This is a genomic window from Nitrosomonas limosa (assembly GCF_054188085.1).
This window is the reverse complement of sequence record NZ_CM135180.1, coordinates 2,704,662-2,728,072: the sequence shown is the minus strand read 5'-3', so window position 1 is coordinate 2,728,072 and position 23,411 is coordinate 2,704,662. Positions and strand designations below refer to the sequence as shown.

Sequence of the window (23,411 nt, the reverse complement as noted above, 5' to 3'; positions counted from 1 at the left end):
TGCTGCGATATTTGCCATAGACAAAAACTGGATAATTCTCTAAAAAGATTACTTGCCATGCACAGCTAAACTACCGGCCGGGGTGTTAGGGAGGAAACTACAAGCGCTTCTTTATATATTCACGCCGATCGATAAACAAGCTGTTTCCCGCGATTCGTTTTGCCTGATGTTTGGCAGCGGTGGCAATCGTCGAGATTTCATGGTGTGAGTTAAAAATACCCGGAGTAACCAGCAACGCTCCGATAGAAAGCGTTATCAACGGATGAAACGCGCGTTGACCTCGGCGGTCTATTGAATAGTAACCGCCTTGATCACGATGAATCAGCTTAAAGTGATACTCAATTTCATGGGAAAAACTCTTAAGTACATCGCGGCATCGTAATTCCCAATCATCGCTCTGAAACAAAATAATAAAATCATCTCCGCCGATATGTCCGATAAAATCCCGTTCGGAAGCACACGCGCGTGTCAGCAAGCTGCCGGTCGTCTGGATTACCTCATCGCCCTTCCGGTAACCGTAAATATCATTGAAAGGCTTAAATGCATCCAGATCGCAATAGCAAACACAAAAGCTGACATGATTCTCCAGCAACCGGTCGATGTGTTCATCAATCGGCACGTTACCCGGAAGCAGGGTCAGCGGATTGGCGTAGCGCGCGGCAGTAATTTGCAATTGCGTTATCTCGCGCATCAAATCGTGACCGGTTCCCATGCCCAGGTACTGCCCTTGTTCGGTAATGATAAAGCCATTGGATAAATGGCGCTGCCCGGCCGCCACCATTGCAGCACTCAGTTCCTGCAGGCTAATATTCTTGTCCACTATCAGCGGCGCTTCATCCATGAAAAGCGTGCAGGATTTCTTACCGTAAAGCTCACGCCAGTACGGTCGCGCAAAAGCATCGATCAAACGGTTGCGGGTGATGATACCCGTTGGAACGCCATCTCTGACGACCGGCAATGATTCCAGTAAGGATGAATCGCTAAAACGCCGGTACACTTCATCGTTGTCCATTTCCGGGGTGGCGGGAAGCACGATGCGCAGCAACCTCATGGTCGCCAAGGATTTCTGCATCACGCTATTTTTTCTGGGATACACCGAAATACCGTTGTGTTGAATGCTATGCGCCACTTCCATCGGCACAAGCTTGGCCGGATCGGCATTAGGCCTGGCAATGTAATAACCTTGCCCGTATAAAATGCCGAGATCCTTAACGATCATTAACTCTGCATGCGTTTCGATACCTTCGGCGATGATCTGGGTATTCGAGTTCTCAGCAATTTGCTGAATGGAACGGACAAATTGCAGCTTGATCGGATCCTGGTTGATGTTCTGGATAAAATGCTGATCAACTTTGACGTATTCCGGACGAAGTTCGAACCATAACCGGAGACTGGAAAAACCTTCGCCCAGATCGTCGATGGCAATTTCCAGCCCAAGTGAGCGGTAATGCCGCACTGCTCCCAGCAGCAAAGAATAATCATAGGCCGGCTGATTCTCCGTTAATTCGATTACGATCCGGTGCGGTTCCAGACCTATCGAACGCATCACCTCGAGAGTTTCGCCGTTTTGGAAATTCGTATCCAGCAAACACTCCGGACTCACATTCAGAAATAGTTTACCCTGAAGCTGCAACCGCACAAACGCTTCCATCGTAACCTGACGGCATAAACGTTCCAGCTCGGCCAACATACCAAATTGACTAGCCGCTCTAAACAGGCTCAGGGGAGAATGCAATGAACTGTTCGAGGGACCGCGTATCAACCCTTCGTAAGCGAAAATTTCGCCGCTAGACATGGAAATAATCGGTTGAAAATTTGCGGTAAGCTGACGCTGCTCAATGACTCCAACCAATTGCAAGAAAATCTCACTTCGGCTGGATTCGATTACTGTGCCCGCAGTAATATCTTTCGTTGACGATTTTCTAACTTCACATTCCATAACACTTCTGATTAAAGAATTCCTGCCGGCAACACTAACAAAGCCGAATGACTTTTTTATTACAATCCAATCAGTGTCAGCCTTGCTGCACGATGCAAAAAACACTGACAGCGCTGATTACCAATGCAAGCGCCGTAATAGCGAACTTTTTTTCTGTTGATGGGACTGCATGCGATGCAAGATGTCATCCAGCGATTGAATGGCTTTGATGATATGCGCTCCCTTGTTCAGCATCACGCATTCGGAACGCTCGCCCATGGCCGCATCGGATATTTCCGCGCGGCTGGGTTTGCCGGTTTTGGATAATCCTTCCAGAACCTGGGTCGCCCAAATTACCGGCAAATGCGCGCCTTCCGCTAACCACAGGATTTCCTCCTGCATCTCCGCCAATCTTTCGTAACCGCATTCCACCGCCAGATCGCCGCGCGCAATCATCAAACCGGCATTGTCCGAACGCAGCAATGTCAATAATAATCCCGGCAAATTCTCAAAAGCGGCTCGTGTTTCCACTTTTAGAACAATCCCGGGTTTTTTGCCGGCTTTCAACCGTTGCAAATGTTCTTGCAATTGTGAAATATCGGACGGCTGTCTGACAAATGACAATCCGACCATATCCGCATGCTGCGCGACAAATTCCAGGTGCTCGATGTCGTGTGCGGTCAATCCGCTTAACGCTAATTGACTATCCGGCAGGTTAATGCCTTTATCGGCGAGCAGTTTCTCTCCACTTTCTCGTGCCTGGGTGATTTCCACTACCAATTTCTGCATACAAACGCTGCGGATGATTCCGCCGATTCTACCGTCATCGATTAAGATACGTTCTCCAGGCTGCAAGGTCTGAAATACTTCCGGCAGCGTGCAAGCAATGCTGGCCGATTGCAACAGATGTCCATTAACATCGAATTGCGCGGGTCTTCCCGGCGATTGTTCGCGCGTGATGACCAAGCTATCGCCGGTATGCAAGCGAATGGTTTCAGGCATAGACGGTAATGCGCCAACCATACCGGTATATCCTGCACGGCGCGCATGTCCGGATGCCGACAGCCGCAACAAGCTAAGTGTCGTACCAGGCTTGAGATACACCGTTTGATAAGATTCCGTCCAGCACCCCCTGCCAATTTTATCAATTACCCGCAAGGTTCGTACCGAGCCTCTGGCATCGGTTAATTCGATGACATCGCGTTTCTTAACATTCGCCAGCCAGTCACCCTGCACGGGTACGCTGGCATCGGCCTCAGCCGCCTGCATCGAATCACCATCGATTTCCGGATAGAGCCAAATTCTCGCCGGAAAAGTAACTTTTCCGTAGATATCGCGCTGCGGCTTCCATTTCAACACCGGCGGTCCGTTGGCAATGCTTCCGGTGCGTAACTTGGGTCCCCCCAAATCCATCAGAATCCGGCACGGCTTCCCGGTTTCACGGTGCGCCTGATGGATTTTCTCGATCATGCGCAACCAAACTTCCGGCGAATCATGCGCACAATTGATTCGCGCGCAATCCATGCCGTTGACCAGCATTTCCTTGATCAAGGAATAATCGTTGGCGGTTTCCGCAGGCAACGTCACCATAATGCGAACCCTGCGATGCGCCGGGGGCTTGCCGAATAATTGGTTGGTATTGCTTTCCAGCTTGGTGATATCTTCCGTTGTTTCAACCGGTGCGCAAATATTGGCGATCGATTGCTTCCCAAGAAGACAGTCGAGCAGATTGATAATGGCGTTCAGATGCGACAACACATGCGATTCCATGCGGCCCAGCGATGACAATCCGACCTTCGCCAGCCGCGCCTGCAAATCCCGCATATCCCGGCGTCTCAAACCGAGATAATGAATCAGGTTGATCGCATCCTTTTGATGCAACGGACTGATCTGCCGTAATTGCGGCGCATAATGTTGCTCGATGTCTTTCAGCTCATCCTTCAAAGCTTCAAGTTCGGTCAACAAGCCGGCAAACGGCTGTAATCCCATATCATCCTGATCTTGTGCTCTTGATTGATGCTTGATCATGAATCAATTATTTCACTGACAGTTCGAGTGACAGTCCCGATGCATTAGCCGAACTTGCCGGTAATATAATCTTCCGTCGCTTTCTGCTTAGGCGTGGTAAAAATCGTATCGGTATCGCCAAATTCGATCAGCTCGCCCAGATACATATAGGCGGTATAGTCGGAAACGCGCGCGGCCTGTTGCATATTGTGGGTAACAATAGCGATGGTGTAGTCTTGCTTAAGCTGGAATATCAGATCTTCGATATGCGCAGTCGAAATCGGATCCAGCGCCGAAGTCGGTTCATCGAGCAATACCACTTCGGGTTTCACGGCAATGGCGCGGGCGATACACAAGCGTTGTTGCTGGCCGCCGGAGAGGCTGATGCCGCTGTGATCCAGCTTGTCTTTCACTTCATCCCAAAGCGCGGCCTTTTGCAATGCCCATTCCACGCGCTCCATCATTTCGTTGCGGTTTAGACTTTCGTACAACTTGACGCCGAATGCGACATTATCGTAAATGGACATCGGAAAAGGTGTCGGCTTCTGAAAAACCATCCCCATGCGCGCGCGCAACATATTGATATCCTGCTTGTTGTCGAGAATATTCAACCCGTCTACGATAATTTCGCCTTGCGCGACTTGCCCGGGATATAACTGATACATCCGGTTTAAAGTCCGTAGCAGCGTTGATTTACCGCAACCGGAAGGGCCGATGAAAGCAGTCACCTTTTTTTCCAGGATATTCATTTTGATGGCCTTCAGCGCATGCTGCTTGCCATAGAAAAAGTTTAAATCGTTGATGATCACTTTGACATCCGCATCGCCGGCAGGACTAGCCGTTATCCCCGGCTTCAATGTTGCGGCCGCATCCATCTGCGAAGCATCGGATGATCCGAACAATTTACTATCGAACATGATTTCTTGATTTATCATCATAAAAGTCTTTCATAGTGAGTGAATCAGTAGTCTTGCGGCACTCCGGCAACACCCATTACCGGGTGCTATCCACGCAAGACCTGTTTGCGCAAAAAGAACCGCGCAATGATATTCAGGCCCAGCACGCTCAACGTAATCAATAGCGCCCCGGCCCAAGCCAATTCCTGCCAGGATTCATACGGACTCATGGCAAACTGAAAAATCACCACCGGCAAATTTGCCATCGGCTGATTCATATCCGCGCTCCAAAACTGATTATTCAGCGCGGTGAAAAGCAGCGGAGCCGTTTCCCCGCTAATACGCGCAACCGCCAGCAATACGCCGGTCAATATCCCGACTTGCGATGCCCGCCAGGTTACCAGCGTTACCACTTTCCACTGTGGCGCGCCCAGCGCGGCGGCGGCTTCGCGCAGGCTATCCGGGACCAGCCGCAGCATATCCTCGGTGGTACGCACAACCACCGGAATAACGATCAGCGATAATGCCAGCGCTCCGGCCCACCCGGAAAAATGCCCCACTTTCGCCACATAAACGGTGTAAACGAACAATCCGATCACGATCGACGGCGCCGATAGCAAAATATCGTTTACAAACCGCGTGCTTGATGCCAGCCAGCCCTTTTGGCCAAATTCGGCCAGGTAGGTGCCAGCCAGTATTCCGATGGGCGTGCCGATCATGGTAGCGAGCGTTACCATCATCAAACTGCCGGCAATGGCATTCAGCAAACCGCCGCTGCTGCCGGGCGCCGGTGTCATCTCGGTAAACAATGCCGTGCTGATTCCATCGAAGCCCTTACCAAACAGTGTTACTAAAATCCAGGATAACCAGAACAAGCCGAAAATCATGGCCAACACCGAACAGGTCAGATGAAACGCATTGATCATGCGCCGCCGGGTATAGATGGGAATCTTCATGAAGTCTCTTTTAAGCAGTGACGCCTTCGCGTTTTTTCAGTTGCATCAACATCAATTTAGAACACGCCAGCACCACAAATGTGATGACAAACAGTATCAATCCGAGCGCAATCAATGCCGAGGTATAAAGCTCACCATCGGCTTCAGTAAATTCATTCGCCAGCGCCGAAGCAATACTGTTCCCCGGCATGAACAATGAAGCATGCAGTTGATGAGCGTTACCGATCACGAATGTAACCGCCATGGTTTCACCCAGGGCCCGCCCCAATCCCAGCATGATGCCACCGATGACGCCGGATTTGGTATAGGGCAAGACAATATTCCACAGCACTTCCCAAGTAGTGGCGCCGAATGCATACGCAGACTCCTTCAGCATCGGCGGCACGATTTCGAAGACGTCGCGCATCACCGCCGCAATAAATGGAATCACCATAATGGCCAGGATGATTCCCGCAGTCAGCATGCCGATTCCCATGAAGGCGCCTTCAAACAACAATCCAATTCCGGGTAAATGCCCCAATGTTTCCTGCAGCCATGGCTGGGCCGTCGCTGCAAAGAACGGAGCGAACACGAACAGTCCCCACATGCCGTAAATGATGCTGGGAATGCCGGCCAGCAATTCGATCGCGGTGCCCAACGGACGCCGCAGCCACAGCGGCGATAACTCGGTCAGAAACAACGCAATCCCGAAGCTTACCGGAATGCCGATGGCCAGCGCGATAATCGAGGTAATTACGGTACCGACGATCGGCACCAATGCTCCGAAACGCTCAGCGACAGGATTCCAATCCGAGCTGGTGATAAATCCAGGACCAAAAACCTTCAGTGCCGGCATGCTGCCCATGATCAAGGAAATAATGAGCGCTACCAGCAACACCAATACGATCACGGTAAAAAACCAGGTCGTTTTGCGGAATATCGCATCCCAAAGCCGCTGTTTGGTTAACATTGCATAAAATCTATTATTAAAACTACCGTTATACTCACATTGCAATCTTGGTATAAGTATCAGCCTTCAAAGCAAAATCGCAAACCCGCTTGCCACTGCTATCGCACTGACTATCACTGTCCACCGGGGTAAATAATCTGCCCATCTTTTCCTTTCACATTAGCTGTCCAGGATTCTTTTATCCGGCTCACAACATCGTCTGGCAACGGAATGTAATCAAGATCGAGCGCCATGGAACCGCCAGAGGTATATCCCCATTCGAAAAATTTCAGCACCGCCAGCGCCTGCCCCGGTTTCTTCTGAACTTTGTGCATTAATACAAAGGTGGCGCCGGTGATCGGCCAGCTTTCCAAACCCGGTTTGTTCGTAAGGATTTCATAAAAGCCGGCGCTATCCCATTGCGCATTGGCTGCGGCAGCTCTGAAATTTCCCTCTGTGGGGATCACAAAAGCACCGTCCAGATTCTGCAGTTGCACGAAATTCATGCGGCTTTGCTTCACATAAGCCGCTTCGACATAGCCGATCGAATTTTTAATCTGCTTGACGAAATTGGCGACACCTTCATTGCCTTTACCGCCGGTGCCTATCGGCCACGACACGGAAACATCCGCGCCCACCTTCTCTTTCCATGCCGGACTTACTTTGCTCAAGTAATCGGTAAACAAAAAAGTCGTGCCGGAGCCATCAGCCCGATGCACCACGGCAATATTGCTCGCAGGCAGGTTAAGTCCGGTATTCAGATTCGCAATGGCGGGATCATTCCAGCGCTTGATTTTTCCAAGAAATATATCGGCCAGCACCGCGCCGGTTAATTTCAATTGACCTTCCTGGATGCCTTCCAGGTTTATGACCGGCACAACGCCGCCGAGAACCGTCGGGAACTGTATCAACCCGGATTTTTCCAGTTCTTCCGGCGGCAGCGGTTTATCCGATGCACCGAAGTCGACTGTCCCGGCTTTGATTTGCTTGATACCGCCGCCGGAACCGATGGATTGATAATTCATCCGGATGCCGGTTGCTTTATGGTAGGCATCCGCCCACTTGGCATAAATCGGATAAGGAAATGTCGCGCCCGCACCGGTAATGTCGGCCGCACCCACGCCAACCGCAAATAACAAGCCGGTTGCAAACAATAGGACATTGATCGGAAATTTCATACCCTCTTCTTCTCCTATGAGCTATCAATGAATGGAATTCGAATGAAATGAAATAGTAACCCGCTGATGTGACAAATTGATGACCTTCACATTGCAATGCAATTCCCCCCAACGGCTGCCAGCAAGATGCTGGCTGGGAGGTGCGGTAAAGGAGGTAAAAAAAACATAAAACCCAATTCAACACGCCCACGGCCTCCGGGACCGTCGTGACACTTTTTAATTAAAGCGCTTGGGTCAAGCGATTATCTATATTGCTTAGAAGGAAGCGATATACAGAGAAAAACAAACCGCTACAAGGAATTATTCTTCGTCAGAAAACGTTGACTTCGTTGAAAGGCTATCAGCTAGATGGATGGCCTACGGTAATATTGTTGTACCTGATTCCAAGGTTTACCCGCCATAATCCCGAGCAAGCAATAGATTGAATAAAAATAAGTTCCTAGAAAGACATTAGTAACAACCGACCAGTTAATCATCCATTCAGAGCTTGTTACGAAAATGTAAATACATAGAAGAATAAAACAAGTAAAATAAAGTACTGGCCGGATATGATTACCATTTTTCATAAAAATCCTTATTAATATCTAAATATCAGCGGTTCAACCGTGACTAAGCGTTGACTGATTCTGAGAAGGCTATGAAATTTATTAGCCCTTTGTCACTAACATCACTAACCTTGTTAGCAACTTTTAATTTTCTTTCAGGCTAGTCAATCTACTCTCAAACATCACAACGGCTTTCCTTTTTCAGAACATTGATTTCCGCCTGTTAAGATAGCAAGCCGATATGAAATTCTTATGTCAGTGCAATGAATTTTTGATGAAGGTTGAACGTCGCTTGGCGATACAGACCTAAACCGCACAGATACGATGATTATATAATTTCTTATTGCGTGTAATAAACGCATGAAACTCCGTACTTAAAATTTTTCTTCAATTAGTTGCTGCGTCTCTTCCGAAGAAACTATCCCTGATGTGTAAAAAATTTGAGGGTAAAGATATAGCACTAGCTATAGGCAGTCTCTGAATGGTTATGGATTTCAATAATCTATAACGATATCATTCATCATCCGTGCAATCATCGGTAGATCTGCGCTGTGGGTATTGCGTTTGATTTCTATTTTTATTCATTATCTTCCGAAGAAAGAAAAAAGCAGAAAAAAGACATACCCCTGCAATAATGCTAGAGAGATTTCCCCAATTGGCAATCACAACATAAAATGCAACAGCCAAAGCAATACTGATTAGAATAAGGAATACACAGCATATAACCACGCGAGCCATTCGAATTTCAACTTTCATACATACCCTCGTTAATCATACGCTTATTAGCGACCTAAACGAGGTTCAATATAAGGTACAGAATGTTAAAAATTTGTAAATTATTACATCACTAACAAAAGCATAACAAAAATATATTTTTGCATCATGGTAACTCAAACTGAGGTTTCTAAACCGGCTTCTTAAAAAAGTATCGTCCTTGCTAGCCCCAAACTAGTACTCGAAAAATATTAAAATGGTTATTCTCGCGGTGCATCAGCCGAGTTCTGAAAATATACCGGCAATATATGAAACACTGATGTCAGATATATTAATGTTTAGTGAATACTCGATACCGCCAGTGACAGTAATAAACTAATAATTGCTGGTCAGCCTCGACGCCAGAGTATTCTTATGGGAAATGACTACTCTAAAGAAACGTTACGTCTTGATGGATAAAACCTGCGAATGCATAAGTCAAAACAAAAGAGACAAAATCGAATCGGATTTTCGCTGGCTGCAGAGAGATTAGCCGCGAAAATCCGGGGGAGGTTTAGCAAAGATTAATTAAAAGGGAAAGGTCCATTCTCTGGTCCAGTCGTTACCGGCATCTTTGAATGCTCCGGCATAGTCGACAATCGTAAAGAACGAATCACCAACTGCCGATCCGCCTGTTGTTAATGGCGATCCAGCGGCTGGTAAGTAGCCGTTTAACAAAGGATTGCTTGATTGATTGCCGGGCTGCGCAGCAAACCAGTCCGCTGTCGTGAAGGTTTTTCCTTCGCCATCGGAGAAGTCGCTGGTGCAATTCACAAAAGAATTCTCAATGGTTAAATTACCGCTCAGACTGCCAATTGCACCGGCATTATTAAAGGTTGAAGCGCCATCGATTCTCACGCAGGATGAAAAGCCGCCGGTTATCACGGAGTTATGAATATTGACACCGGTGCCACGGCGCAGCAATACGCCTTGAACCGCGCTGCCGTTACGGCCAATGATGGTCATATTGGACAGAATCGGCTGTGCGCGTGGCGCGCTGTCGTGGTTGACTTCATTGTTATCCGCTTCAATGCCACGATCGCCCGAATCCACCGCTTGCTTGATCAGCACGAATTGCGCGCGCCCTTTCCAGCCTTGCGTCCAATCCAGGGAATCGTCGCGAATATCGGTCAGAACGATATATTTCATTTGCGCGGTACCGCCAAATACTTCGATACCGTCGTCCAGACCGGCATGAACATGCACATGGCTGATAATGGTGCCGGAACCGACGCCGTTGAGCGTTAACCCGTTCAATTCTTCATCCGGGCGGACTTGCGCGCCGGCGAACAGGATCTGCACGTATTTGAGAACGCCGCTGTTATCGTTGGGATTGTTGCCGCCGAACTTTTCGGTCGTGATCGCTTCGAAAGGAATTTCGCAAAGCGCTACACCGGCGTTACAGCCATTTACCGGTGCATTACCGGCGATTACCAGACCCGCCCATTCACCGGGTTCTTGTTGCAGCGGCCCTGACATTACAATCGGATTATCCGGTGTGCCTTCCGCCATGATTTTGGAACCGCGGCGGATCCACAAATAATCCGCGCCGCTTTGTCCGAAAATTTTGGTGCCCGGATTAATGGTGATGGTTGCGTTCTGCACTTTATCGCCACCGACATACACCCCGCCCGATAATATCCACTGAATATTTTTGGTCAAGGTCACATTGGAAGTAATCGTGCCGCTTAAAATGCACGACCCTGCAACCGGACCGTTGGTTGAGAAACTTGGACAACCTTGGAAAGCATTGCTGACAACTTGATCCAGTGAAAAGCGCAACGGATTCGATCCGGGCACCAATTTCAATTTCACGTAATAATCATCCGATCCCACCAGTACTGAAGGAATATGCACTGCCGCTGTATCGGAATCAAATACATTGCGTTGCCCACTGGCTGCGCCGATCGGAGCCGCCGAAACCAATTGCAATTCGCTGCCGCTCAGTTGTAATTGCGCGCTGTAGAAAGCTGATGATCCGCCGCTTAATACTTCCACGACCGGAAGCTCGACCAAACCGGTTGACGGATTGTATGTCGCAGTTGCCGCGTGACTGTTGATGACGAAACCGCCCAGCAGCAATGCCGTCACTGCGGTTAATCGTTTTGTTACCTGCTTTATTTCAAACATGATGTACCCACCTTTGCGTGATAATTGTAATAAGGTGGCAACAATCTAACAGTCGAACATTACCGGAATATGACACTTGCGTGTCAATTCCTTCAATCAGAACCGCGACCAATGATCGTCAATGATTCTCCCATTCTCAATGACAAACCGGTAATTGTAATCATCGATTTTATAAAACCAGACTTCGCGCTTGATATAGGCAATTCCGCCAAAAGCTCTGGTTTGAATCATTCCCAGATCGGTTTTTTGATGCGGCTCGCCCATGTTGGCGATCAGCTTGTCGGCCAGCTCGCCTTTGGAAATGATATTGCCGTTTGGCGCACGGAATCCGCACAACAGTAAGACAGCGAGAATGATGATGAAAAGCTTTTTCATGATGAGCTCCTTGTTGATTGATAATGTTGTTGCATCGCCGCTGCGTCATGGTTGCACAAACAACATAGTCCAGACCCAATTAATACACGCTGAACCAACAAGGAAGCCCGTTATTCACAGAGGATTGTGTCCGTATCTCCCGGAGAAGCGTCGAATATTCCTCTTTACTGGTTAACTTCGATCAGAAACGGCAGGCCGTAATCGCCATAAAACCGCCAATAAACTGCCGATCAGCGAATGCATCACCGCCGATACCGCGCCCGCCACCGGCGCCAAAGGCAGCATTGGAAACGCTTGTTTCGCCAGCACGATCGATAAACCGGAATTTTGCATGCCAACCTCAACTGCGATCGTGCGAGCGCTGCGTACCGGGCAGCCCAAAAATTTTGCGAAATAATAGCCGATCAGGAAGCCACATCCGTGCAGCATCAACGTTGCCAGCAGCAAATCGGCGCCATGGGTTAAAATCGATTCCGCGTTGGCGGCAAATACAATGGCGCAGATAACGCACACGCCAAACACCGACAGCAACGGCGCGACCGGCAGCACACTTTGCACCAGCCTGGGCAGCCAGCGGTTCAATAGCAACCCCAGCGCGATCGGCACGATCACCACCTGAATGGTTTGTTTGAACAGCATCCAGGTATCGACCGGCACCAGTGCACCCGCAAATAATTGCGTCAGCAACGGCGTGAGCACCACCGCCGCCAACGTGGAGCATACCGTCATCACCACTGACAGCGCTACATCCGCCTTAGCGATGTACGACACCAAATTCGAAGCCGTTCCGCCAGGACAACAACCGACCAGAATCAATCCGACCGCGAAATGATCCGGTAACGCCAGTAAATAGGCGATCCCCCAAGCGAGCGGCGGCATAATGGAATACTGTGCAGCAAAGCCAATCGCAACAGCCCTTGGCATCGATGTGATTCTGCGGAAGTCATCGAAGCTCAACGTCAATCCCATGCACAGCATCACAAAACCGAGTATCAACACCACCACCGGTCCTTGATTCAAAAACATCCAGCCTTCAGGCCAGATTAATGCTGTCGCGCATAGCAAAATCATCCACAGCGGAAACAGCGAGGTGAGTTTTTGCAGCATATCAAACATGCTCCCGCGAGAAACCAACAATGATCCACCGTTCATCGTCAAGCCGGCAAGCGCGGGTAAAAAAGTTTTTCGAAAAAACAAATGTTAAAAACTCGCTAAGGTACGCCATAAAAATTCATCAAATTAGTTGGGTAGTTGATCATTGAAGCTGTTACCAATAATCCCGGATTGTGCAGGTTATTCGATAGCATGAAAAGTAGGCGCATGCGATTGCGGTCTGAAAAGACGCCGATACGCACTAGATTGATCTTAGGAAACCCTGATTAATTGACTATGCGAGCAAATCATTTCGTTACGCGATACCCGCTCCCCCCTATTTTGTTGAAATGTCACGATTACTGAGACCCGATTGAATGTAGGAAAATTACTATAAGAGATTACTGATATCAATTAATTCTATCTTTTGTTAATTTGTTGACCACTCACAGTTGATTTATCAGCTTCGAATGAATCAGTTAGAAATACACTGCGCTATTGGCTAGTCGGTCAGTAGAAATTATCACTAAAGAAAGGACAGCAACTATGAGTGGAAATATCAAGATCTTGATTGTGGAAGATGAAAAAATTGTTGCGCTGGACTTGAAGAGACGGCTGACCAAACTGGGCTATCAAGTTACCGGCATGGCTGCCAGCGGTGAGAAAGCATTGGCGCTAGTGGATCAGGAACTTCCCAACATTGTGCTGATGGATATTCATATTCAAGGAAATATGGATGGCATCGAAACCGCCGATCGACTGCAAAAAACGCATAGTATTCCAATCATTTATTTGACGGCTTACTCCGAGGAAAAAACCGTAACCCGTGCAAAAACAACCAAGCCTTACGGCTATATTCTTAAACCGTTTTCCGACAGAGAGTTGCACATCATCATCCAAGTCAGTATCGAGCGCTTTGAAAACGATTTCCAACTGAAAAAGAACGAAGAGCATTTCCGCTTAGCACTCGAAGCCGCGCGGTTGGGAACTTGGGAAGTCAAAAACTCGCACGAGATCTTTATGTGCAAGAATCCCAATGGAAATATCGAGCCAATAACAAATTGGCAAAGCTTCTTTCTCACCATTGATGACAACGATAAACAAAACGTAACCGATTTCATCAATAAGCTACGTGACAATAAAGGCTCTGCAGACGAAATCGAGTTCCGCGTTCATGCGGATAGCAATAAAACCCTCTGGTATAAGCTGTACGGCAAAGCATTTGCAACCAGCGATGCGACTGTCAATCAGATTGTCGGTGTCTTGCAAGAAACGACTGAAAGCCGGCTTACCAAAGACCGGTTAGCACAGGCAGCGACCGTGTTTAAGTACGCTGCGGAAGGCATCGTGATACTGAACAAGAATCGTCAATTCAGTTGCGCCAACACTGCCTTTTACAGCATTACCGAACTCAAGCCCCATCATCTCAGAAATAAAGAATTACCGTTTCTGACCAGTAAAGCCTTGGGCGACAGCAAGTATGAGGAGATCTGGCAAAATGTCGACCGGCACGACCACTGGTGCGGCGAAATCTCGACTTTCAAACGAAGTAAAGAGACGATGCATGCCTGGTTAACCATCGGATTCATTCCGGCAAAAGCCAACGAAGAGCAACAGTATGTGGTCATGATTTCCGATATCACGGTTATTCGCGAAACTCAGGAACAGCTATCCAATATGGCTTATTACGATAGCCTGACCAAGCTTCCGAACCGGATGTTGATCATGGACCGGTTGCAGCTGGCGCTCTCCAAGGCAACACGCAACACTTCGATACTCGGCGTGTTATTCATCGACCTCGATAATTTCAAGCTGATCAATGACACCCAGGGGCATGCACATGGCGACTCGATGCTGTGCTACGTCGCCCATCGCATGACCTCGATCTTGCGTCAAAGCGATACCCTGGGAAGATTGGGCGGCGATGAGTTTATCGTGATCGTGCCGGATATCGAATCGAACGATGCATTAGTCAAAGTTGCCGAGAAAATCCTCGATTGCTTATCGCAGCCGGTTGTTATCAACAACATGGAAATCGTGCTGTCATGCAGCATCGGCATCAGTGTTTATCCCGATCACTCGAAGCATCACGATGATCTGGTGCAAATGGCCGATACTGCAATGTATGAAGCCAAAAATAAAGGTCGCAACAGTTATGCTTTTTACCATCCGTCGCTGACGCAAAAAGCAGTGCATTATTTAACCCGGGAAAGAGAATTGCATCACGCCCTGATTAAAAATGAGTTTGTGCTGCACTATCAACCGCAATATTCGTTATCACAACGCCGAGTCACCGGCGTCGAGGCCTTGATCCGCTGGCAGCACCCTGTCAAAGGTTTGTTATCCCCGGCTGAAATCATTCCTGTCGCGGAGACCAGCCGGTTGATCGTCGAAATCGGCAACTGGATTCTGATGGAAGCTTGCAAGCAGCTCGCGCATTGGCGTGCCGAGGGTTTCACCGATCTTCGCATTGCCGTGAATATTTCGATTCGCCAATTGGCAGACAAGCATCTGCAGCAGTTGATCGCGGAATTATTAAAACAGTACGACCTACCGGCGCGCCTGCTGGAGCTGGAGGTTACGGAATCCTGCTTGCAGAACGAAGTCATTTATATCTCCAACTTGGAGCAACTGGAAAATCTTGGCATACCGATATCCATCGACGACTTTGGCACCGGTTATTCGTGCTTGAGTTCGCTGAAAAATCTGCCAATCCGGCGGTTAAAGATCGATCAAAGTTTCGTTAAAGGCATCCCGCACGACAGCAACGATTGCGCCATTGCCGCTGCAATTCTGGCAATGGCTCAGAAACTCAACCTGCAAGTCACCGCGGAAGGCATCGAAATATACGATCAGGCTTTCTTTCTCGGTAATCTCGGATGCCAGGAGCTGCAAGGTTACTTGCTCAGCAAACCGGTTCCGGCGGAACGGATTCCCTATTTGATCCGGAAGCTCCCGGATCGAATCGACGCTTTCAATATTTAATATCAATCCTTTAGAGCTAGCGCATTACGATGTCATCAACCCGATTCCGAAACTTCAGCAATACCGAGGAAATCATGCTTCTCGCCGTGGAAGCATCCCCCAATGGCATGATTATGACTGATCGCGATGGCAAGATTGTCATGGTGAATTCCGCAACGGAAAAGTTATTTGGTTACCCGCGGCAGGAATTAATCGGGCATCCGGTGGAAAAACTGATACCCGATCGTTTCCGCCACACTCATCCGGATTACCGCCAAGCGTATATCAACGAATCGAGAACGCGCCCGATGGGCCACGGCAGAGATCTGTACGGCTTGCATAAAAATGGCCAAGAGTTTCCGATCGAAGTTGGTTTGAATCCGGTTGAAACCGAACGGGACGGCACGTTTGTGCTCGCCGCGATCGTCGACATTACGGACCGCAAGCATGCTGAAGAAATGATATTGCTGGCGGTTGATGCTTCTCCGAACGGGATGGTTATGACCGATCAGCAGGGAAAAATTATCCTGGTCAATTCCACCGCGGAAGCGCTTTTTGGTTACAAGCGGGAGGAATTGCTCGGACAATTCATCGAAATCTTAATTCCCGTCGCGCACCGCGCGCATCACCCTGAATTAAGGAGTGAATACCTGAAAAACCCCAGTACGCGAGCGATGGGTCACGGCCGGGATTTGTACGGTTTACACAAAAACGGCAAGGAATTTCCGGTCGAGGTCGGTCTGAATCCGATTCAAACGCCCAGAGGAAAGATGGTGCTTGCATCGGTCATCGATATCACAGAGCGCAAGCAACAAGAAGAATTGCTCAAATCAGCGCTTAAAGAAAAGGAGCTGCTTTTAGCGGAAATTCATCATCGCGTCAAAAACAACTTACAAATAATCGACAGCCTGCTCGGCATGCAATCTGAGAAACTACCGGACGAAACGGCCGTATCTGTTTTTAAAGAAAGTCAGAACCGAGTAAAGTCAATGGCATTGATTCACCAGATTCTTTACGAATCGCTTGATTTCTCCCGAATCGACTTTTCCAGTTTCATTCAATTGCTGACAGACAATTTGTCGATTTCGTATGCGTTAGATGTTGAAAAAACCGCCATCATGATCGATGCCGATCAGGTTCATTTACCGATTGATATCAGCATTCCGCTTGCATTGATTTTGAACGAACTTTGCACCAATGCAATGAAATATGCGTTTCCCGGTGACCGTAAAGGAGAAATCAAAATTTACCTGAAGCAGCAAACGCCCGGACAACTGCTGGTGAGCGTGAGTGATAACGGGGTTGGCATTCCGGACGATCTGGATATCGAAAACACGACATCACTGGGTCTGCAACTGGTTCAACTGCTCAGTGAGCAGATTTCGGCGGAACTGACAATTCACCGCAAGAAACCGACCTGCTTCACGCTAAAAGTTCCCTTGCAGCAGTAGCCGTTATTCAAAATAGAAAAATCGCCTCGTGCTTTCCTGATCAATACGCCAAACGCACGCTCAAGTTGAAGAATCGTCCGCGGCGGAACTGACGGCTGATTTCGTCACCTTGCATGATCAACACATCGTCGTCCAGCAGATTTTGCATTGTCAGTTGTCCGGACAGGCGTTTGTATAGATGCTGGCTGATCACGAAATCGAGCTGATGAAACGGTTGCTCGTATTTATCCGGTGTTCCCAGCAGACCGGCAGAAACGATGCGCTTGCTGGAGACGTTGTAAAGCAGCGTCGCTTGCGTCTTGGTCGCTGGATTGTCATAGCCGAACTGAAAGTTGACGATGTGCGACGAATGTCCTTGCAACGGCCGCTCAGCGGTAGTCAGCGAAGCCAGATTTTCCTGGCTCAATTTGACATTCGATTTCGACCAGGTGTAATTGCCGCCGACGTAAAAATTCTGCAGCAGCGGATGCACATCATCGAGTTTCTTCAGCAGTTCGAATTCAAAACCGTAGAGATTGGCTTTGTCGGTATTCTGATAGGTATTGAGCACGCCGGATCCAACCTGCGTCACCAGTTCGATCGGATTGGTCAAATCTTTCCAGAAGAAACCCGCAAAAATGTTTTCACTAGGCGATAGGTAATATTCCCAGCGGGCATCCCAATTGGTAATGCTGGTCTGTTTCAGATTCGGGTTACCGATCACTTCCTGATTGATATTCATATCGGTGAACGGCGCCACGGATAATTCGCGGAAATCCGGCCGCGACAGCGATTGACTGAATCCGGCGCGCAATTGCTGCTTATCCGAAATAAACAGGGTCGTGGTTACCGAAGGCAGCATGTCGATACGATTCAGCCCTGCCACCGTCGGCGTCAACGCGTTACCCGATCCGGTGAAAGTATTGACCTTCTGATTGTTATCCTCCCAGCGTAAACCGCCGGAAATATTCAAGCGGTCGTAGAACGTCCAATCCAGCTTGCCATAATACGACAGCAAGTGTTGCGAAGCATTGTAGCTATCGCTGGCGCGCGTGCCTTCGCGTAACTGGAATCCGTTCGGACCGATATAGTTACGATTGAGGATACTTTCCAGCGACGATTGTCCGAGTATCGCATTATTTCTTCCATCGGGTCCGGCGGGAAAGAAATTGAAGCTGCGGATTTCCGAATCGCGGGTTTTTTGTTGTGTGATCATCCCGCCGATCAACGCGATTTTATGGTTGTAGTTCGGTTCCAGCGGCAACTTGCCATCGACGCGCCAGCTTTGATCACGGTCGACCAGATTCGAATACATGGTGCGGTTACTGTCGATTTGCCGCGAGAATGAAAATCGCCCGCCACCGCCGGTATCGTCAAAGCGGTAATCGCGTGTTTTCGGTTCCACGCGGTTCGCGGTGGCATCGGTAAACAACCAGTTCAGCGTGAAATCCTTCAACCAATCGGCGCGATGCTCACCACCAACCTGCGTCATCAATAATTCGTTCGAGAAAAACTTCAATTTGCTGCGGCGGATATCGAAAGTCTCGGCATCGGTAAATCCCTGGTCGATCCGGGCTTCATCGAACATTTGCCGCAAAAACATGGTTCTTGCGAACAACCGATGGGTATCGCGGAACTGCAATTCGGTGCCGCCGTAAGCCGTTACATGCACTTCACGGAGCGATCGCTTCACATCGAAATCGGTTTTCTTGACCAACTCACCGTCGGTAATGGCGAATTCACGGTTAATCTCATTTTGATTGCGAAATTCCTGCTTCCAGCCCAGCGCACCGATATAACCGACGGTAAAGTCACCAAAAGTGAATCGATCGCCCATCGATGCTTGCATCCCAGTATCCGGTCCGCGCGTGCGTTTGTTAATATTCCAAACACCCGATAAATCCTCACCGAATCTCTCGATCTGCGCTGGCGTAAAACCCCGCGGATTAAACGGTGTCTGTTGCTGCAACGGCCGGCCGTCCGCCGTTGCATCCGCAATCGAATCCGGCAATGCCCGCGCGCCATCGTCAAAACTGGTGAAATCCAGGCCACCGCCTTTATAGGTCAAACCATCCTGGAAAGTGGTGTTGTCATTCACCCCGGCTTGTAAATTGAGGTTAAAAAAGAACGCATCCGGTATACCGCGGGTGCGCATTTCCAGCGTACCGCCGGCAAATTCCGCAGGCCGGTCGGGCGAATAGGATTTTTGCACCATCACGCTTTCCAGAATATTGGTCGGGAATAAATCCAGCGGCACCACGCGCCGGGTCGGATCGGGACTGGGAATCGCCGCGCCGTTGACCAAGGTAGTGGAAAAGCGTTCGCCCAAACCGCGAATAAAAATATACTGCCCGCCGACCAGCGTCAACCCGGAGGCACGCCGTAGCGCACTGGCGACATCGCCGTCGCCGCTGCGGCTGAATTGTTCCGCGCCCAGCACCGTTGCGACAGATGTCGCGGTGCGTTGTTCTTCCATGATCGAAGCAATGGTGCCCGCCAGATGCGGTTCCAATACCACGTATTCGGCAAGCTCCACCCCGGCCGGCGTCAGTTTGAAGCCGAGTTCCGTGGTCTGCTTATCGGTTATTTGAACATTGTCTTGTGTCTGGCTGCTGTAGGCGCTATGCAGCAACGACACGCTATAGCTTCCCGCCGGAACGGTTGCAGTTACGCGCCCCTGATCGTCGGTTCTCAGTTTTTCTTTCAATCCGCTCAAAAATACTTGCACATCCTTAAGCGGCTTCTGCGTTTCCACCGAGAGCACTTGCACCGAAATCACACCTTCGCCCTGATCACGCGCGATAGTACCTGCGGCATCGGTACCGGCCAGCGTACCAGCTGCCGAACTTTCGATATTGAGCAGCGGCTTTTTTCTGCCCTCATAAAAGGTGATCAGAATTTGCACGTTCTCAGCAGCTGTTAAAGGCAAATCAAATTTAAACTGCTGGCCATCGGTGGTGCGGATCGTAAACTGATATTGTCCCGGCGGTAATTTTCCTGCCAGGCTGCCGCTGTCATTGGTCTTGAGCGGCGCATCGCCCGGCGGCTTCCATGCATAGGATGTTGGCGTAGATTCAAAGATCAGAATGGCGCTTGATTTCTCGAAAGATTCGCTGGTAATCAACAATTCCGCATCGGCAATCGGCAAACCGCTTTGAAACAAATGCAGCGAGAACTCCGCTTTTTCTTCATTTCCCCAAGCTGAATTACTGAATAAAACAACCAAGAGTAAACAATATAACCGGAAAAATTTTTTTATTTCTGTATCCATTCGGCGTAATCAGCCCCTCTCCAAATTTCTTGCAATCGCAGATGGAGATAAAATTTTAATTTTTAAATGTTGCAAACGTATTGCGGTTCGTTATGGCGGGATGAGGATCAATTGTTTCAGGTGCACTGCCAAGGTTCGGTTTTGCAGACTTCCATCAGTCGGCGTAACTCGGTCGCCTTGCGAAACAATTCCGCATCCTTGAGATGATCGAGATGTTTGCCGACTTCAGCAAAACGGCGCGTGGAAAAAAGCGCGTACGCCAAGGCATAGCGGACGCTTTGATCTTCCAATAAACCGGTGCGATACAAGCTGCTTTCCATATTGGCGGCACGCTCGAACTGCTTGAGCGCCAGCAAGATCGATAACCGTTGTTTGAGCTTTATCTTTTGATCCAGAATACTTTCATTCAACGTCAACGCTTTATGAAGCCGTCCGGCCCGCCGGTAAATTTCCGCCGCTTCCGATTGCAAGGCGGGATTGAGCAGTGCCGCTTGTTCCAGAATAAACGCTGCGGAATTCAATTGCCCTTGATCCAAATAAGTATGCGCCAGCAATTTTGCGACCAGTTCGTCATCCGGGTATTGCAGACGGGCAATTTCAAGAATATTGATTGCTTCCTGAAACTCGCTGCTCAGCCGCAAGGCATTGCCGAAAGCCACGTAATCAGCCGCGCTGGCTTTGGAACGCTGCAAAAAATCCCGGCCCAGCCGAACGGCTTCCTGATAGAGTCCCAGCTCGACCAAATAAAACACTTTGCGTTTCAGAAAGCGGAAATCCGATGGAAATGCCCGTTGACCGTCGTTCAGAGCGCTGATCGCCGCATCCGGCTGCTGCAAATGCCAATACGATTCCGCTTTCAAGCTGATCAGCATCGCGTCTTTATTCACCAAATCGCCCGCTTTGCCAATCGCATTCACGGTATTGCGGTAGTCTTTCAGTCCAAAATGGGCTTGCGCCAGATAGATGAAAATCGAGCGATCCTGCTGGCCGTTCTTGATCGCTTGCTGCAAGCTGTCCCGGGCAGCTTCGAGATCGTTCAATCCCAGATACGCCAATCCCTGCAAGGTATAAAACCGCGCCAGATCGGTTTTCTTATTGCTGAGATCGACGCTTTGCAAAGCCATCAGCGCCCGGTCATGATGACCGTCTCGCAACATCACTGCCGCCAGTTCGATAAAATCGGCCGATGCCGCTTTGTTATCCGCCGCCTGCACCGCGTGCGTGTAGCAACTGAACGCTATCGCAATATAAATGAGGCAATGCAAATGCCAGAACGACCGGTCTCTCATATTGGTCGATCAGGACAGATCAAAGCGAATTTTTTGTTTGGCCCAAACACGAACGTTATCGCCTTTGTATTTAGCCGGTTCGAAATGCCAAGCGCGGATACCTTGTAGCGCTGCAGCTTCGAAAATGCCGGACGGACTGGATTCCAGAACCTGCACTTGATTGATGGAACCATCAGCTTCAACCAGCACCGACAGCAGCACATAACCTTTGATGCCGTTCTTTTTCGCTGTTGGCGGATACTTGAACGATCCGCGTGCGATCGGTTTGGGCGGCACATCGACCAGATCGGCCGTCATCACGACATTGCCGGTTTTGCCAAGCAAACTGTCGTCGACATCCCGCGAACCGCCATCCAGCCCGAGCGACCCCAGATCGATACCGGACAGAGCGGTATCCAGTCCCTTGAAAGGCGCCGGCGCTTGCGGCCGGGTAACCTGTTTTTTGGGTTCCACTTTCTTGATTTCTTTTTTCGGTTCTTGTTTGATTTCCCGCGTCATGGCGATTTCCGTCACTTCCTGCGGCGGCATGCGTTCGATTTTTCCCATGTAGTGATTCAGAATCACAATCAACGCAAACACCATCGCCACACCGAAAAACATGGATACCACACCGGCTACATGCCGCTTCATTGTCATCGTAGTCATACTCATTACCCCGCTTCTTTTCTCGTTGCCACACCCACGCTCTCGGCACCCGCCAAGCGCGCCTGATCCACGACTTCCACCAAGCGCCCCGCTGGCACACCTTCATCGGTAACAACCAACACGATTTTGTTGGAAGACGCACTCAATAAATCCCGAAGTTTGCTTTGTATCAGCCACAACCGCACCGCCTCGCCGTCGACATAGGTATCGCCGTTACGATCGATAAACAGCCGGATCGCCTTACTGGATGCAGCGACCGCGCTATTGGCCTTGGGCCGTTCCAAATCCAGCTTCATGTCTTTGACGAAAGTCGTGGTCACCATAAAAAAGATCAACAAGATAAAAACGATGTCGATCAATGGCGCCATGTCGATGGTGGTTTCGGCTTCCGCCGGTTCGTTATTCCGCATCATGAATGACTCCCGCTTGAAGATTGAGGATGGCTTTGATGACACAGCAAATCCTTGACTTGCGACAGATCGAGTTCGATCTGCTGCTGTTTGCGTCTAAGGATGCTATGAACCAGCAGCCCCGGGATCGCCACGGTCAACCCCATTTGTGTCGTAAATAGCGCTTGCGAAATGCCGCCTGCGATACCGCCGGATTGCGAATGCAGCGTCATGGTCGCCAGCGAATCGAAAGTCTCAATCATGCCGATCACCGTACCCAGCAATCCAAGTAGCGGCGCAATGAGAATCACAACGCGGACCAGCACGGCAAACTTCCCGATTTCCCGTTCGTATTCGTAAAATGCTGCATCCAGATGACGGCGCAAATTCCGCACCCCTTTTTTTTGCAACCGCACGCCTTGCCGAATCGCGCGCGCGACGATATTCACCGCTGGCCGGTCAATATCTTGTTGATAGTATTGCAACAGATCGCGCACACCCATGCGTTTCGGCTCTTTCATCACCCAGAAGCGATAACCCAAGCCGTACCAGAGCAATAACGTGCACAGCACCAACGGCGGCATCACGATTCCACCCGCTGCGAACATCTCTTTGATGATCAACCAATGCTCTGCGATATCCATA

General features: G+C 49.4%; 17 protein-coding genes. 2 read left to right on the top strand and 15 right to left on the bottom strand.

Going from position 1 to position 23,411, the window contains the following annotated elements; genetic code table 11:
- Positions 1-97: 97 nt before the first annotated feature.
- From ACV7NC_RS12645 to ACV7NC_RS12600, 10 genes are all read right to left on the bottom strand, one after another.
- Positions 98-1,939 carry a GGDEF domain-containing protein gene (locus tag ACV7NC_RS12645; protein WP_458152942.1) on the bottom strand — a complete coding sequence of 614 codons (1,842 nt, stop codon included), beginning with the start codon at positions 1,937-1,939 and terminating at the stop codon, positions 98-100.
- 117 nt (positions 1,940-2,056) lie between these two features.
- Positions 2,057-3,946, bottom strand: coding sequence for a pyruvate kinase (locus ACV7NC_RS12640; protein WP_458152941.1), 1,890 nt, complete (start codon positions 3,944-3,946; stop codon positions 2,057-2,059).
- Between the two features lie 44 nt (positions 3,947-3,990).
- Positions 3,991-4,800, bottom strand: a complete 810-nt coding sequence (pstB, locus tag ACV7NC_RS12635) for a phosphate ABC transporter ATP-binding protein PstB (RefSeq protein ID WP_458154937.1) — start codon at positions 4,798-4,800, stop codon at positions 3,991-3,993.
- Between the two features lie 128 nt (positions 4,801-4,928).
- Positions 4,929-5,777: a phosphate ABC transporter permease PstA gene (gene pstA / locus ACV7NC_RS12630; protein WP_458152940.1), complete on the bottom strand. Its 849-nt coding sequence runs from the start codon at positions 5,775-5,777 to the stop codon at positions 4,929-4,931.
- A 10-nt stretch (positions 5,778-5,787) separates the two neighbouring features.
- Positions 5,788-6,726 carry a phosphate ABC transporter permease subunit PstC gene (gene pstC / locus ACV7NC_RS12625; protein WP_458152939.1) on the bottom strand — a complete coding sequence of 313 codons (939 nt, stop codon included), beginning with the start codon at positions 6,724-6,726 and terminating at the stop codon, positions 5,788-5,790.
- A 113-nt stretch (positions 6,727-6,839) separates the two neighbouring features.
- Positions 6,840-7,883 carry a phosphate ABC transporter substrate-binding protein PstS gene (gene pstS, locus ACV7NC_RS12620; RefSeq protein WP_458152938.1) on the bottom strand — a complete coding sequence of 348 codons (1,044 nt, stop codon included), beginning with the start codon at positions 7,881-7,883 and terminating at the stop codon, positions 6,840-6,842.
- A 1,058-nt stretch (positions 7,884-8,941) separates the two neighbouring features.
- A complete protein-coding gene (locus tag ACV7NC_RS12615) occupies positions 8,942-9,184 on the bottom strand; it encodes a hypothetical protein (RefSeq protein WP_458152937.1) in 243 nt (80 codons plus the stop codon).
- A gap of 525 nt (positions 9,185-9,709) precedes the next feature.
- The gene (locus ACV7NC_RS12610; protein ID WP_458152936.1) at positions 9,710-11,311 is read right to left on the bottom strand and encodes a hypothetical protein; all 1,602 of its coding nucleotides are present in this window, start codon (positions 11,309-11,311) and stop codon (positions 9,710-9,712) included.
- Between the two features lie 96 nt (positions 11,312-11,407).
- A complete protein-coding gene (locus tag ACV7NC_RS12605; RefSeq protein ID WP_458152935.1) occupies positions 11,408-11,686 on the bottom strand; it encodes a hypothetical protein in 279 nt (92 codons plus the stop codon).
- Between the two features lie 171 nt (positions 11,687-11,857).
- Complete coding sequence (locus ACV7NC_RS12600) at positions 11,858-12,793, bottom strand: bile acid:sodium symporter family protein (protein ID WP_458152933.1); 936 nt, start codon at positions 12,791-12,793, stop codon at positions 11,858-11,860.
- A gap of 531 nt (positions 12,794-13,324) precedes the next feature.
- On the opposite strand from ACV7NC_RS12600, the gene ACV7NC_RS12595 reads away from it, so the two are divergent.
- Together ACV7NC_RS12595 and ACV7NC_RS12590 are read left to right on the top strand one after the other, a co-directional pair.
- Complete coding sequence (locus ACV7NC_RS12595; RefSeq protein WP_458152932.1) at positions 13,325-15,763, top strand: two-component system response regulator; 2,439 nt, start codon at positions 13,325-13,327, stop codon at positions 15,761-15,763.
- A gap of 74 nt (positions 15,764-15,837) precedes the next feature.
- Positions 15,838-17,193: a sensor histidine kinase gene (locus tag ACV7NC_RS12590; RefSeq protein WP_458152931.1), complete on the top strand. Its 1,356-nt coding sequence runs from the start codon at positions 15,838-15,840 to the stop codon at positions 17,191-17,193.
- 40 nt (positions 17,194-17,233) lie between these two features.
- Here the strand turns inward: ACV7NC_RS12590 and ACV7NC_RS12585 are convergent, their stop codons facing one another.
- From ACV7NC_RS12585 to ACV7NC_RS12565, 5 genes are all read right to left on the bottom strand, one after another.
- Positions 17,234-20,443, bottom strand: a complete 3,210-nt coding sequence (locus tag ACV7NC_RS12585; protein WP_458152930.1) for a TonB-dependent receptor domain-containing protein — start codon at positions 20,441-20,443, stop codon at positions 17,234-17,236.
- Between the two features lie 116 nt (positions 20,444-20,559).
- Entirely contained in the window at positions 20,560-21,732 is a 1,173-nt protein-coding gene (locus tag ACV7NC_RS12580; RefSeq protein ID WP_458152929.1) for a tetratricopeptide repeat protein, read from the bottom strand.
- Between the two features lie 9 nt (positions 21,733-21,741).
- A complete protein-coding gene (locus ACV7NC_RS12575) occupies positions 21,742-22,377 on the bottom strand; it encodes a TonB family protein (RefSeq protein WP_458152928.1) in 636 nt (211 codons plus the stop codon).
- Positions 22,378-22,382: 5 nt separating this feature from the next.
- Positions 22,383-22,790, bottom strand: coding sequence for an ExbD/TolR family protein (locus tag ACV7NC_RS12570; RefSeq protein ID WP_458152927.1), 408 nt, complete (start codon positions 22,788-22,790; stop codon positions 22,383-22,385).
- Positions 22,787-23,410 carry a MotA/TolQ/ExbB proton channel family protein gene (locus tag ACV7NC_RS12565; RefSeq protein ID WP_458152926.1) on the bottom strand — a complete coding sequence of 208 codons (624 nt, stop codon included), beginning with the start codon at positions 23,408-23,410 and terminating at the stop codon, positions 22,787-22,789. Before ACV7NC_RS12565 ends, ACV7NC_RS12570 begins: the two co-directional genes overlap by 4 nt.
- Position 23,411: the final 1 nt, after the last annotated feature.